8 protein-coding genes are annotated in these 14,893 nt (G+C 38.1%); all 8 read left to right on the forward strand.

The genetic code is table 11. The annotated features are described in order from the left end of the window. Positions 1-157 precede the first annotated feature (157 nt). The 8 genes from J2S74_RS23420 to J2S74_RS23455 all read left to right on the forward strand — a co-directional run bounded on the left by J2S74_RS23420 (position 158) and on the right by J2S74_RS23455 (position 14,821). Positions 158-2,041, forward strand: coding sequence for a DUF2264 domain-containing protein (locus J2S74_RS23420; protein WP_307330919.1), 1,884 nt, complete (start codon positions 158-160; stop codon positions 2,039-2,041). 700 nt (positions 2,042-2,741) lie between these two features. Beyond that, positions 2,742-3,869, forward strand: coding sequence for a glycoside hydrolase family 88 protein (locus J2S74_RS23425; RefSeq protein ID WP_307330922.1), 1,128 nt, complete (start codon positions 2,742-2,744; stop codon positions 3,867-3,869). Between the two features lie 441 nt (positions 3,870-4,310). Beyond that, positions 4,311-5,504, forward strand: coding sequence for an oligogalacturonate lyase family protein (locus J2S74_RS23430; RefSeq protein ID WP_307330925.1), 1,194 nt, complete (start codon positions 4,311-4,313; stop codon positions 5,502-5,504). A 422-nt stretch (positions 5,505-5,926) separates the two neighbouring features. Then, positions 5,927-7,930 carry a beta-galactosidase gene (locus J2S74_RS23435; RefSeq protein WP_307330928.1) on the forward strand — a complete coding sequence of 668 codons (2,004 nt, stop codon included), beginning with the start codon at positions 5,927-5,929 and terminating at the stop codon, positions 7,928-7,930. Between the two features lie 244 nt (positions 7,931-8,174). Next, positions 8,175-10,523: an AraC family transcriptional regulator gene (locus tag J2S74_RS23440; RefSeq protein WP_307330931.1), complete on the forward strand. Its 2,349-nt coding sequence runs from the start codon at positions 8,175-8,177 to the stop codon at positions 10,521-10,523. Positions 10,524-10,548: 25 nt separating this feature from the next. Then, on the forward strand, positions 10,549-11,241 hold the full coding sequence (locus J2S74_RS23445) for a DUF1961 family protein (protein WP_307330933.1): 693 nt from the start codon (positions 10,549-10,551) through the stop codon (positions 11,239-11,241). Between the two features lie 25 nt (positions 11,242-11,266). Then, entirely contained in the window at positions 11,267-11,917 is a 651-nt protein-coding gene (locus J2S74_RS23450; RefSeq protein ID WP_307330936.1) for a YesL family protein, read from the forward strand. Positions 11,918-12,232: 315 nt separating this feature from the next. Beyond that, positions 12,233-14,821: an exo-rhamnogalacturonan lyase family protein gene (locus J2S74_RS23455; protein WP_307330939.1), complete on the forward strand. Its 2,589-nt coding sequence runs from the start codon at positions 12,233-12,235 to the stop codon at positions 14,819-14,821. The last annotated feature ends 72 nt before the right edge of the window (positions 14,822-14,893 follow it).

The following is a 14,893-nucleotide window of genomic DNA, read 5'->3' on the forward strand; positions in this document are numbered from 1 at the left end:
ACTGCGGAAGACCCAACAGGAGCACGTTAGTGCGACGAGGAGTTTGAAGCGTTGCCCGCGGAAGGGAGTGCCTAAGCGTAAATCAACTCCAAAATAAGCACAATAGCTTTCATTTATCGTGGTGTCTGTTAAGACTTTTGCAATGTGGAGGTGACCTATGAATAACAATGTTTCGTTAATAACAAAAAATCCATTACGAACAAGGAAGGATGTAATAGAACTTTTTCATCAAATTTCTGAACCATTATTGGCTTACTTTAGTGAAGGGTCTGCTAGATTACATGTGGGGGATACAAATGCCCATTATGGTCATGATATTGCAGGTATGGAAGCCTTTTCGAGAGTTTTGTGGGGATTAATCCCTCTTTTAGCTGGAGGAGGGGAATCCAAACTATGGAAAATATATATGGAAGGAATGAAAAACGGCACCAATCCAAACCATGAAGAGTATTGGGGAGAGGTCCATGATTTTGATCAGCGTTTAGTAGAAATGGCTGTTTTTGGTTACGCTCTTGCTCTTGCACCGGAAAAAATATGGGATCCACTAACAAACGTTGAAAAAGATCGGTTATATAAGTGGCTAAATCAAATCAACCAAAAGGAGTTAGTCCCAAGTAATTGGCAGTTCTTTCGGGTTCTTGTGAATATTGGCTTTGCATCAGTAGGACTCCCATATGATAAAGAAAAGCAGGAAGAATCCCTATTAAAAATGGAGTCTTATTATATGGGAGATGGTTGGTACAGTGACGGTCACAATGAACAACAAGATTACTATATTTCCTTTGCGTTTCATTTTTATGGACTTATTTATGCCAAGGTGATGAAAGAAAAAGATCAAAAGAGGTCTCGAGAGTATATAGATCGTGCGGTGACATTTTCCGAAGATTATATTTATTGGTTTGCATCAGATGGTTCTGCACTCCCTTTTGGCCGAAGCCTAACTTATCGCTTTGCTCAAGGTGCATTTTGGAGTGCCCTGGCTTTTGCAGATGTAGAAGTAATGGACTGGGGAGTTGTAAAAGGACTAGTTTTACGACATTTGCGATGGTGGATGAAACAGCCGATTTTTACAAAAGATGGGTTACTAACAATTGGATATGCCTACCCCAATTTAATGATGTCGGAAAACTATAATGCTCCAGGTTCCCCCTATTGGGCATTAAAGACGTTTCTAGTTTTAACATTGTCAGAGGATCATCCGTTTTGGCAGTCGGAAGAAAAACCTTTACCAAGCCTAGAAAAACGGAAGGTACAGAAGCATCCCCGAATGATTATTTGTCATAATGAAAAACAAGATCATGTATTTTCCCTAACATCCGGTCAATACTTAAAGTCGGTTCATGGGCAAAACGATGCAAAATATGGGAAGTTTGCTTATTCCAATCAATTTGGGTTTTGTATTCAAAAAGGAATTGATGGCCTTGGACAAGGAGCATTTGATTCCATGCTCTCATTAAGTGAGAGAGATGGCTATTACCGGGTTCGAAAACGTTGTGAAGTAGTAAAATGGGAAAAGAACAGCTTATATTCCCTTTGGAAACCTTGGCATGACGTTAAGGTGGAAACTTGGCTTATTCCTATTAATGAGTGGTGGCATGTTCGTATTAACAGGATAGATTCTTACAGGGAGTTGGATACAGTGGAAGGAGGCTTTTCTATACCTATAGAAAAGGATGGTGTTCCAACTGTACCTAAGGTAAACCAGGAGGAATCTATACTTCAGTCAGAAAATGGAGTAGCTGTTCTATTAACTTTGGCGGGTAGCGGAATTAGGGATATGTTTGGGGAACGTACCCATACATTGGTCAAAACGGATCCGAATACAAATGTTCTATACTCTAGTCCTACTTATATACCTTCGTTGAAAGGATCGATGGAGAAGGGGAGTGTTAAATGGTTTGGGTCCGCTATATTTTCCAGTTTTGGAGATGAAGATCCGATACCAGTATGGGAAGAGTTTCCGAAGGTTGATCAAAATGAAGAAAGTTTTCATGTTTATTATAAAGGTAACATAATATACGAGGCTAAATTTTTAAAATAAACTTAGCAATTGAATGAATTTCATAAATTTATGCCCTTATAGACCAAGGCTTTTTAAGCATGAAAAAGGAGTACCTCCCCAAATGTCTAATTTACTCTTCTTCTATTTTAAAAATAAAATGGAAGACTAGTTAGAAGTTTACCTGTCTCATAAACAAATTTATGGAACATCTATCGTACCAGTAGCATTAGTTACCTGTTTCTTCAAGCGTTTATGAAACGTGTAATGAAATGGAAGGGTGACTTACCTGTCTCATAAAGCGTTCATGAAACGCGTAACGGAATGGAAGGGTGACTTACCTGTCTCATAAAGCGTTTATAAAACGCGTAACGAAATGGAAAAGCCACTTACCTGTCTCATAAAAGCGTTTATGAAACGTGTAACGAAATGGAAAAGCCACTTACCTGTCTCATAAAGGGTTCATGAAACACGTAACGAAATGGAAGGGGACTTACCAGTCTCATAAAGGGTTCATGAAACGCGTAACGAAATGGAAGGGTGACTTACCAGTCTCATAAAGCATTCATGAAACGCAACTAAAATGGAAGTACCACCTCATTTCTCATAAACCATTATGAAAGGGGTAAATTTAATTAATTTTTAAAAAGATATAAACATTATTCTAAATTTTTTCTCATTATATGAAATTGAATTTGGCAATTGATTCAATTAGGAAATTCGAATAGGAGGCGAAATGATTATGGCAGGAAGAGAGCTACCTTGGTTGGAGGAAGCGTGGACAAGGGTGCATCAAAAAGTGGAAAGAACGAGTAAGAAAATTGGAGGTAATTTTCCACATGCAAGTATAAATGGGGAATACAAACTAGAATCCCCCCACTGGTGGACAGCAGGTTTTTGGCCTGGCTTGCTCTGGCTGTTATACCGCGATTCGAATAAGGAAGCTTTTAAACGTACCGCAGAGGAGTGCGAATTAAAGTTAGATAAGGTAATTACGGATTATTACCGCCTTGACCATGATATGGGTTTTATGTGGACGTTAACAAGTCTTACGAATTACAAGTTTACGAGTAATGAAGATTCTAAGCGTCGTGCCTTGTTAGTGGCAACAATTTTATTAGGTCGTTTTAATGTGAACGGAAACTATATTCGTGCGTGGAATCCGTGGCAGGAAGGGGAAGATAATTCTGGTTGGGCAATCATCGATTGTTTAATGAATTTACCCTTACTCTATTGGGCTTCGGAAGAGACAGGAGATCCTCGTTATAGAAATGCTGCAAAAAAACATGCAGACACTGTACTTACGTATTTTGTGCGTAGTGACGGAGCTGTTCATCACATTGTACGTTTTGATTCCGATAGCGGGGAGCATGTTGAAAACATTGGCGGCCAAGGTTATTCGGCGGAATCAGCTTGGTCCAGAGGAGCTGCGTGGGCCATTTATGGGTTAACGTTAAGCTACCATTATACAGGTGAGGATAAGTATTTACAGGGAGCAAAAAAGGTTGCCCATTTCTTTGTTACATATTTACCAGAGGATATGGTTCCCCATTGGGATCTGCGCATTCCAGAGGGAGTTCCAAAATACCGCGATTCATCTGCGGGAGCCATTGCAGCATCAGGACTTCTTTTACTTGGGGAAAAAGCAGGTGCTTTAGAAGGAACCGTTTATCGTGATATGGGAACAAGGATACTTGAATCTTTATTCGTTAACTATGGAGCTTGGGAAAACGAGGAAGAAGATGGGCTCATTCTTCACGGAACGGGGCATTTTCCAGAAGGAAGAAATGTAGACGTCCCTCTCATTTACGGAGATTACTTTTTTGTAGAAGGATTAGCCAGGTTAAAGGGCTATAATGGCTTGTTTTAATTAATTAGGGTGTTTTTGCAAACTTTGTGTTTTTTTTAAAAGCTTGGAGGAGCGAAAGGCGGCGACTCCAGCGGGAAAAGCAACAAGTCTTTTCTTGCGACGAGCAAGCGAGCGGCGCAGGAGCAGCTGAAGACCCCACAGGGCGGTTTTCCCGAGGAGGCTGAAGCGTTGCCCGCGGAAAGCGTCCGCCTGTAGCGTATAAAAGCAAAAAAATGCTTCAACAATAACAATCTATGCGAAAAGAGCCAATAAATAAGAATACGAGTCAGTAAAAATGATCTTCGTGCAAAGGGAGCCATTACTTTTTTATTTAATTCCTATTCCCCTCATTCTCTTCTAAAATCTTCGTTTTAAAGTCTAAGGCAAAAAAGTATTATTGTTGGAAAGTGTGATTAATTATATTGTAATTCTATAAACGGATAAAAGGAGATGTAGTATTACATGGGAAAGGGAACGACTTTTGAAAGTGAAATATCAACATTTAATGATTCCATAAGTGGTGTTCAAATAACGAAATTAACGAATTATTTAACCCATAATTTTCACACTTATTTTACAAACAATGGCTGGTATGATCAAAATAAAAAACTATTAATAGGATCAGATCGAGGGAATTGTACGAATTTATATAGTATGGAATTGGAAACAGGTATGTTAACACAATTGACAGAATTCACTAAGGAAGATGTGGCTGGTGTTCAAGGTACATACATTAACCCTCAAAAAAACGAAGCTTATTTCACCAAAAATAATACAATTGTTGCACTGAATTTAGACAGTCTAGAAGAGGAAGAAATTTATACCTCCCCGGAAGGATATAATTTAAGTAATTTAAGCTGTACTGCCGATGGGAAACATCTTGCCTTCGGTTTATCTGAAGACCTTTCCCATAGAATAAAAAGCAATTTAGGCGGTGGATATATCGGTTTTGAAGAAATCGAAGCCGCCAGACCACATTCCCAAATTTGCTTGTTATCTCTAGAAACAAAGGAAAATGAGGTTGTCCATGAAGAAAACCGTTGGATTGGTCATGTCAATGTCTCACCGACTCAGTCTCATTTATTATCCTTTTGTCATGAAGGACCGTGGGAAAAGGTTGACCATCGTATCTGGCTACTAGATTTACAATCAAAAAAAGTCTGGAAAATAAGAGATGGCCACCCTAACCAATTTGCTGGACATGAATATTGGCATGCGGATGGTTTGCATATTGGCTATCATGGTTTTACAGAGTCTCTAACTCGTAAGGATGGTAAGTTTTTAGGAAGTATTAAATATGACAATACAAATAGAAAGGAATATGATTTCCCCTATCAAAATATGCATATTCATTCAAATGATGAGAGTTTGATAGTAGGAGACGGCCAGCAAGCAAGTGCTTATCACGGGGAAACCTATAAAGATTGTATCTTTTTATGGAACAAGGTTGAGGGAAGGATGGGAGGACCAAGAATATTATGTAAACATCGTGGTAGCTTTCAAACTCAGAAGGTGCATGTTCACCCTAAGTTAAGTCCAGATAAGTCCCAAGTGTTATTTACTAGCGATATGGATGGTTATGGGAACGTTTACTTGGCTCATATTCCTCCATTGGAAAGTCTCCCTTTACTAACAGATTTACTTAAAAATAATTAGGAGAAAAAACAGTATGGTAAAACTATCGTTGTTTTTTTATTTTTGTTTTCTTCCTATACATCAATAGGGGCCTTAATGCCTCTCTATTTAGATACCAAGGATTGAATACGGAACAAATTAGGATTGCCCTTGCTTTAGGTTCTGTGATAGCTGTAGCTGGCCAAACGTTTTTTTGGTTATTTAAGTGATAAAAAATACTTATTTCATCCTCCATGATGCAAATTGCAATTGTAGGGGTCTACTCTGAAAATACAAATTCCGTGTTGCCGTTCGCACTCTAGAAGGAGTGAAAGGCGGCGACTCCAGCGGGAAAAGCTTTTCATTCTCCATGGTGCAAAATTTTGCTTGCATGGGTGTCTCCATGAAAATACAACCAATATTTTAGAAAACAGTCTATTAAAAAGAAAAGAGGGTGAATTTTTATGGATGGGAAAAAGTTATACCACGGTGCTGCGTATTATCCAGAGCTGTGGGATGAAAAGGTAATAGAAGAAGATATTAGATATATGAAGGAAGCTGGGATTAATGTTATCCGAATAGGAGAGTTTGCTTGGGCTAAAATGGAGTCCATTCAAGATCAAATTAATATAGACTTTTTTGTTCAGGTAATCAAACGTTTTCATGATGAGGGAATTGAGACTATAATGTGTACCCCCACACCAACTCCCCCCATTTGGATAAGTCACGATCATCCGGAACGGATGTATGTAGATTCGGAAGGGAATACAATGTCTCATGGTGCTCGCCAGCATATATGTACGAATCATCCTTTTTTCAGGGAACGTAGTTTAATGATTGTAGAGGCTATAGCAAAAGCTGTTGGAAAATTACCAGGAGTAATTGGCTGGCAAATAGATAACGAGTTTAAATGTCACGTGTCAGAGTGTATGTGTCAAACCTGTAAGGAGCTTTGGCATTTATGGCTTAAAGAGAAGTATAAAACCATCGATCAGTTAAATGAAGCATGGGGGACAGAAATTTGGAGTGAAGCCTATCTCGAATTTGAACAAGTCCCACAACCGGTAAAAACTCCATTTCTACATAATGCTTCCTTAATTACAGCTTACCGGCAGTTTTCAAGGGAAAAGATTGTAGAATTTCTAGAATCCCAAGTTAATATTATTCGTGAGTACTCCAAGGCTCCTATTACCCATAATACTGGCCGTAGCTTTGATTTGGATAACGAGCTTCTTTTTGCAAATTTAGACTTTGCTTCCTTTGATGCCTATCCTGATTCTAGTCAGTATACAGCACTGCTCTTACAGTACGATTTGTTCCGGACAATGAAGAAAGGAAAACCTTTTTGGGTTATGGAAACGAGTACCTCGCACAACGGTTATTTGGCTGGCCATCAAAAAAATCATCCTACAGGCTTTTTAGAAGCAGAAGCGGTTTCCGGATATGCTCAAGGGGCTCAAGGATTTTCCTATTGGCTATGGCGTCAACAACGAACGGGGTGTGAATTGTCCCACGGTGCTGTGTTAAGTGCCTGGGGAAAACCTACGGTTGGATTCAAGAGAGTAATGGACGTTTCAGCTGCCATTAAGAAAATGGAACCAATGATGGAAGAAACGATTCCCCTTCAGGCAGAGGTGGCAATAACATTCTCGGATAGAGCTAGATCCTTTTTTCTTACGGAACCGCTGGAAGGATTAAATTACAACAGCTTATTACAAAATTGGTATGATACCGTTTTAGATACTGGAATTCATCGGGATTTGATCATGGAAGGGGGAGATTTAAAAGGTTATAAATTGTTAATGACCCCTTATGTTCCATACCTTTCTGATGCCCTTAGGAAGAAGGGAGAGGAATTTGCCAAACAGGGTGGAATATGGATTGTCGGTCCCATGACAGGTTATCGTACAGAAGAGCATACTGTTCATAGGAATGCGGCACTAGGAGATTTAGAAAAAACTGCAGGAGTAGAATCTTTATATTGGTATCCCATTAGCCAAACCAACAGTGTAGGGAAGGCTTTCGGAACTCAAGCTCCATTAGGGCACTGGGCAACTGTTTTTGATCCAGAAACCTCCAATGCTACAGTGATCGGTACCGTTCGTGGGGGAGAGTCGGATGGTTCCGCATTTATAACGGAGAAAGTAATTGGCAACGGTAAGATTATAATGATCGGAGCCGAACCAATAGGAGACAAAGGAAAGCTCATGTTAAGTCGTTTAATTCATCATTATGCTGCTGAAACTGGGGTACAGGTCAAAACTATTACTTCCAATGGAACGATTGTAATCCCTCGAATAGCAAAGGACGGCCGATATAGGTTGGAATGTGCTGTTAATATGGATGGCAAGGGAGGAGTTGTAACCGTTCAACAAATTGGAAAAGATGCACTGACCGGTAAAACAATTTTACCAGGCCAACTTAGTTTAGAACCCTACGAATACAGATTTATCAAATACGACATTTAACAACAAAGTGTCCTAGAAGGCTGCTTTCGCAAAAAGTTTGCTTCTTTTTATAAAGCTTGGAGTAGCGGAAGGCGACGACTCCAAGCCAACTTTCTTTCATAAAAACAATATTCTTTTAGAAAACAACTTAAAGTAAAGAAAGCGCTACCGTAATATCATATAGTAGTGTAATATTATAAATATTACAAAAAAGACATTGATAAATAATACGGTGGTGAAAGGGTTGTTGAAATATTTACAGAATTTGAAGAAAATAACAAACGGATGGAATAGTCAGTATTTTCGAAAAAACTTTATTCTAATATTATTTATCGCCTTTTTACCAGGACTTATTTCAGGTATTGGTATTTATTTTGCAGGGGTCAGTAAAGTAGAAGATGAACTGAAGGATTTGCATGAAACCCAAATTCTTCAAGGGGTAGAAAATTTAAATAATCAATTTGATTATTTAGAGATGGCAGTATCCCATTGGGCTTTTACCCCAAGGTTCAATGCATCCATTATTGACTTGAATTATATTCAACAATTTCAAGAAACCCGTGATATTGGACGAACACTTCTTACTTTACAAGGTAGCCATCCACTAATTGAAAAAATTGAGCTGTTTATTAATTCTCCGGAACCGGTCATATTTAGACCAAAGTATAATCTAATTACAGATGAACAGGAATATCAATATTACTATTCTATTATGAGGAACCATAGAAATATTAGTTGGAACAGCATTTATCATTCAACGAATGAAGATAACCTAGAAAGCTTGCAGCCGCTTATTTTAACTCATAGTATTCTCGCGAACAGCAGTGACCCCTTCGGCACGATGATTGTGACCCTAGATAAATCTATGGTCTCTCAGCTACTGTGGACACTAACCCCCTATAATCAAGGGGCAGCCTTTTTACTAAATAGTGAAAATCAAATACTGGCTGCTGCTAATAGCATGGATGACTCCACACTCATTCGTTATTTACAAAAACAGTTATCAGACAAGCTTAGAAACGAAGCACAGGGAACCTTCACTTTAGATTTTGGTGAGGAAACCTATTCAGTATCCTTTGGGCAGGTAAATAGAATAGATTCTCAATGGACATACGTTTCAGCATCGCCAATGTCTTCTATAACATCACCGATAGTACTGATTTCCCAGATAATTATTACGATTAGTATTATTGGACTTATTGTTGCCTTAGTAATGTCTTGGTTTGCTTCAAAGAGAATTTATAGTCCCATTGCCAAACTTATGAAGCAACTAGATACAGATGATAAATGGAACAGTAATAAAAACGAAGATGAGTTTTATTTAATAGAACAAAAATATAAAGAATTGTCTAAGGAAAGTATGTCTTTACAAAATCGGCTGTCTACCCAATTACCACAGTTAAAAAATAGCTTTTTGTTACAGCTTATTCAAGGGTACTTATATCATTATTCCGAGCAAGAATTACACGATAGAATGAAGCATTATGGATGGAAGGTAGAAAATCATACTTTTGTTGTAATGGACATTCAAGTATTAGGGCTGCATGAATCGAAAGCTACTTTTTTAAATCGAGATGAGAGTATTGCTGCATCAGCCGTATCTAATATTATTGAGGAAGTTGCACAGCATCGATTTAAACAATTTAACGTAGTAAATTTCTATGACTTATCTACAGGATTACTTATTGTTTACCCAAGTGAGGAAAAGGTAAGAAAATCACTTCACCAATTCGCAGAAAAAGCGATGGAGGTCCTGAACAAAGTACTACAAATGCAAGTAACAATAACAATTTCAAATCCTGATAAAAAAATTAAACGGATCCCTTATTTATTTGAAGAAGTACGTCAAGGGAAACAGTACCGAAATTTTGAAAATGAAAATCAAATTATTGATTTGCAAAACTTAGATCAATCCAATCAATTCGATCAAATCCATTATCCATTCGAAATTGAAAAGGAGATATTACAAGCGATTCGAATAGGACAAATTGATGAATCGGAAAGGTTGATACGAGATTTTATTGAGGAATTAAAGAGCAAAGGTAGGAAGGAAATTAACATCCAGCCGGGGATAACGCAGTTATTTGGTAGCATTCAGCACGAGATTATGCACTCCGGAATCCATCCTTATGAAGTATTTGAAGGAAAAAATATGTTTGAAGAAGTGGCAAATATACGTGAGTCCGAACAAATGGTCAATTGGTTAACGAAAGAAGTAATAACACCTTATGTTCAAACATTAGAGGGAAAAGTAAACATGAAGATGAAGCAGCTTGTTGAGGAAGTGTGCATCTATATACAGGAAAACTATATGGAGGACATTTCATTAGAAAGTTGTGCCGATGAAGTAGGGACGAACCCATACACATTAAGTAAAGCCTTCAAAAAAGTAATTGGAGTTAATTTCATAGATTATTTGACAAATTTAAGAATCGATAAAGCTAAGGGCTTGCTCTTAAATACAAATATGAAAATTAATGATATTGCGGAACAAGTAGGTTATCGTCATAGCTACTTTAATCGGATATTCAAAAAACATTTGGGGCTACCCCCAAGTCAGTATAGAAAAAAGCGAGTAAATGAGTCAACTATCAAAAAAGTATTGTCTAAATAACAAGGAAGTGTAATGGAGTGAAGAAATGAAGTATCGCAAATTTGAAGAAGGGGAATGTCTTTATAGAAATTCCCTATCAAACGATGAAAGTGTAAAGGATTGGCAGTTAGAGGGAAAAGCGAAGCTAAGCTTTAATGAAAAGCGTTTACAAATAGAAAATGAATTAGATCCAGATGTATACGGTGATGATGCTCATTGGGTATTTTGGTGTCCTGTAAATTTCCCTGATCGCATTAGTATCACATGGGATTTTTATCCTATAAGAGAACCAGGTTTATGTATGATGTTCTTCAGTGCATTAGGAAGAAATGGTGAAGATTTATTTGATCCTCAACTTCCTAAAAGAGAAGGGAAATATCCACAATATCATTCTGGTGGAATTAATGCCCTGCATTTATCCTATTTTAGGCATAAACATAAGGATGAACGAGCTTTTCGAACTTGTAATCTACGGAAAAGTTACGGTTTTCATTTGGTTTCACAAGGAGCTGATCCTCTACCTCCAGTAGAGGATGCCATTTCCCCATATCATATGAAGCTCATCAAATATGACGCTATTGTTCAGTTTCATATTAATGATTTACCTCTATTAGAATGGGAAGATGATGGACGAGCATATGGCCCCATACTAGGTGGAGGGAAAATTGGGATACGGCAAATGGCTCCAATGGTGGCAGCTTATCACAATTTAGCTGTTCATCGTGCAATCTTGAAATAAGCATTAATAAAAGGAGAGAGTGCAGATGAACCAAGGAACTATGTCCGGATTTATGAATGGATTTTATCGATATGGTGAATATTTTATTTTACTCTTGTATCTAAATTTATTATGGTTATGTTTTACCCTTCTAGGGGGAATAGTATTTGGTTGGGCTCCTAGTACAACTGCGATGTTTGCTGTTCTTCGACAATGGATAAAAGGGGAAGAGGGGCCAGTCTTTACTACTTTTTGGAAAACATATCGGCAGGAGTTTTTAAGATCGAATGGTTTAGGGATTATGATTGTCGTTATGGCCTACGTTCTTTATGTGAACCTTCAGTTCTTCTATGTTGAAACCACCTGGCTATTTGTTGCAGTTCGATTTATGATGATAGCTATTATGATTACATCATCAGTAATGTTACTCTATATTTTTCCTTTAATGGTACACTATGAAGCAAGTTTATTTCGTCTTATTAAAAACGCTTGGATAATGGTCATTTTGAAACCATTTCGTACACTATTTACGGTGGGGGCATGTGTAATAGTGACCCAAATACTTTTTGTATTTCCTATACTAATCATTTTTCTAGGAGTAAGTTTAACTGGTCTGGTCATTATGTGGACGACACATTTTACATTTCGCAGCATTGAACAAAAACAGAAAGAACTTCAGGAACAAGAGTCTATTTAATTTTATAGTGTCATAAAAAGGAAACGAAAAGTATCACTCTGATTCTTAAAGAGAGTGGTACTTTTTTGCTTCAAACAAAATTGGCTTGGATACGCTACAGACGGACCAATTACACCTAAAAGCAGCCCACGTCCTGCGTCTGCGATTACTCGACGCAAACTCTAGAAGCAATGCTCCTGCGCCACTTCGTTTGCTCGTCGCTGGAGTCGCGCCTTCCGCTTCTCCAAGCATTTAAAATGCAAAAAAGTACAATTGCAGGAAAAGGCTTGTGCTTATATGTTTTTAGTATGACTTTTTATAGAAAAGGAGAAAACGATGAAACTAAAATGGCTGAAGGAACAACCAAAGAACGTAAACGGTGTAACTTGGGGCGTACCTTGGAAAATAGGAGAAATGAGTAATATTGATTCCATTCATTTAACAGACTCAAGGGGAAATGATCTACATTTGCAAACGTGGCCTATGGCTTACTGGCCAGACGGAAGTGTAAAGTGGACAGGACATTCTACCGTTATTACAGATGGGGAAGAAACCTATGAGCTTATCGCTGGTGGGAAGCGCAATGAATCGGAAGGCTTCGTAACAGTGAAAGAATTGGAGAATACTTTTGTTGTAGATACTGGAGAAATGCAGTGCAAGATCAATAAGGGTGGAGTAAATGTAATAGAAGAAATTATAGTAGAGTCTAAGCAAGTTGCGGGCAAAGGCTGTTTAATTGGAATAATGGAAAATAGAAGTAATGAAAATGATGAAATCGTATATCGCCAAAAAAAGATGTATAGCAAAATTAATAAAGTAGAGTTAGAACAATCTGGTTCCATACGTTCTGTTATCAAACTAGAGGGGACACTGCAAGATACGAAAGGTAAACGAGAAGGTTTCCCTTTTCAGTTACGGCTGTATTTCTTTTCGAATTTACAATCTATAAGAATCGTTCATACGTTTATTTATGATGGGAACCCAGATAGTGACTTTATTAAAGGTCTTGGCTTGTCCATTTCCCTACCTTTAAAAGGGGATATGTGGAATCGAAATATACGTTTTGCAGGTGATCACGGCATATACTCCGAAGGAGCACAACTGTTAACGACAAGAAGATACCCCGATGGGAGCGGTTTGTTTAAAAAACAAATAGAAGGAAAACGAGTAGATTTAAAGGAAGAAGCTTATGGTCAAATGCTAGAGCATGTAAAGGATAATGCTATTTGGTCTGACTTCAAAATGGTTCAAGATTCAGCCAACCATTTTAAAATTACGAAACGAACAGGAAATGGCTGTTCTTGGGTAGACATAACACATGGAAAAAGAGCTAAAGGACTACTGTATGGTGGGGGAGTAGAGGGCGGTATAGCCATTGCCCTAAAAGACTTTTGGCAAAAATACCCTTCTTCTTTAGAGATCACAAATATAAATCAAGAAATGAGTACCATGACCGTTTGGTTTTGGTCACCGGATGGAGAGTCCATGGATCTCCGTCATTATGATAAAGATACTCATGTTGTTAGTGCTTATGAGGGTTTTGATGAAGTGAGAGCAACTCCAGTAGGAATAGCAAATACAAGTGAAGTCCATTTAAAAGTATTTTCTCATGTCCCTGAGCATCGAGAGCTGGAAGATTTTATTGAAGAGGTAGATTCCCCGCCCCTTTTGATATGTGAACCAGAGTATTATTACGACAGTAATACACTGGGAGTTTGGAGTTTACCAGATAGAACTAATCCCCTCAAAATGAAATTAGAGGAACAACTTGATAATGCTGTGTCCTTTTATAAAAAGGAAATAGACCAAAGAAGTTGGTATGGCTATTGGAACTATGGGGATGTGATGCATACATATGACCCAGTTCGCCACCAATGGCGTTACGATATGGGCGGTTATGCTTGGCAAAATACAGAGCTCGTTCCAAATATTTGGCTCTGGTATGCGTTTCTCCGATCTGGACGAGAGGATATTTTTCGAATGGCCGAAGCAATGACTCGACACACCAGTGAAGTTGATCGTTATCATCTAGGTGAGTATAACGGTTTAGGTTCTAGACATAATGTAGTTCATTGGGGATGTGGTTGTAAAGAGGCTAGAATAAGTATGGCAGGGCTCCACAAATATTATTACTTTTTAACAGGGGATGAACGAACGAGGGAACTCCTTGAAGAAGTCAGAGATGCTGATCATACAACGGAAACTTTAGACCCTATGAGGGAGTTTTACCCAAAAGACGAATTTCCTACCCATACGCGTGTTGGTCCCGATTGGGCAGCCTTTGTATCTAATTGGATGTCAGAATGGGAACGAACAAAAAATAATCAATATCGAGACAAGATTTTAATAGGGATGGAACAGTTAAAAAATATGCCATTCCGATTACTATCTGGTCCGACCTACGGGTATGATCCAAGTACTAGTAAACTGTACCATATAGGGGATGGAAACGTGGGAGGTTATCATATGATTATTTCCTTCGGTGCGCCACAAGTATGGATGGAATTAGCGAACCTGATTGAGGACGAAGAGTGGAAAGACATGCTAGCGGAGTTTGGTGAATTTTATTTGTTAACGAATGATGAAAAAATAGAGCGCAGTGAAAGGAAATTAAAAGATTCTATGTTTAGTTGGCCGATGTTTGCTTCTGGAATGGTAGCCTATGCTGCAGCTAGAAAAAAGGATAGAGAGCTAGCTATAAAAGCTTGGAACCTTTTAATAGATGAAGAAGATCTTTACTCCCCTTTTCCTATGAAGGTGCAAAAAATTACTAAATGGATGGAATTGGAGGAGGTACCTAATATTTCTACTAATGTGGTTTCACAGTGGTGTCTAAACACAATTGTTGCATTAGATCTTATCGGAAACTATCTGCCATCGAGTGTTTTTAAAGAAAATGAACCAGTGCAAAAAAGTGTTAAATAACAAAAAAGTATTAAATAAAGGGCTTACAAGTCTGAATTTTACGCAAATATAACCAGGGAAATAGTAACATTC

It is taken from the genome of Evansella vedderi (assembly GCF_030813435.1).
GTDB classification, from domain to species: domain Bacteria; phylum Bacillota; class Bacilli; order Bacillales; family Salisediminibacteriaceae; genus Evansella; species Evansella vedderi.

Excerpts from the sequence above, each read along its gene's own strand:
- J2S74_RS23420 (WP_307330919.1), top strand. The coding sequence starts at position 158 with ATGAATAACAATGTTTCGTTAATAACAAAAAATCCATTACGAACAAGG.
- J2S74_RS23425 (WP_307330922.1), top strand. The coding sequence starts at position 2,742 with ATGGCAGGAAGAGAGCTACCTTGGTTGGAGGAAGCGTGGACAAGGGTG.
- J2S74_RS23430 (WP_307330925.1), top strand. The coding sequence starts at position 4,311 with ATGGGAAAGGGAACGACTTTTGAAAGTGAAATATCAACATTTAATGAT.
- J2S74_RS23435 (WP_307330928.1), top strand. The coding sequence starts at position 5,927 with ATGGATGGGAAAAAGTTATACCACGGTGCTGCGTATTATCCAGAGCTG.
- J2S74_RS23445 (WP_307330933.1), top strand. The coding sequence starts at position 10,549 with ATGAAGTATCGCAAATTTGAAGAAGGGGAATGTCTTTATAGAAATTCC.
- J2S74_RS23450 (WP_307330936.1), top strand. The coding sequence starts at position 11,267 with ATGAACCAAGGAACTATGTCCGGATTTATGAATGGATTTTATCGATAT.
- J2S74_RS23455 (WP_307330939.1), top strand. The coding sequence starts at position 12,233 with ATGAAACTAAAATGGCTGAAGGAACAACCAAAGAACGTAAACGGTGTA.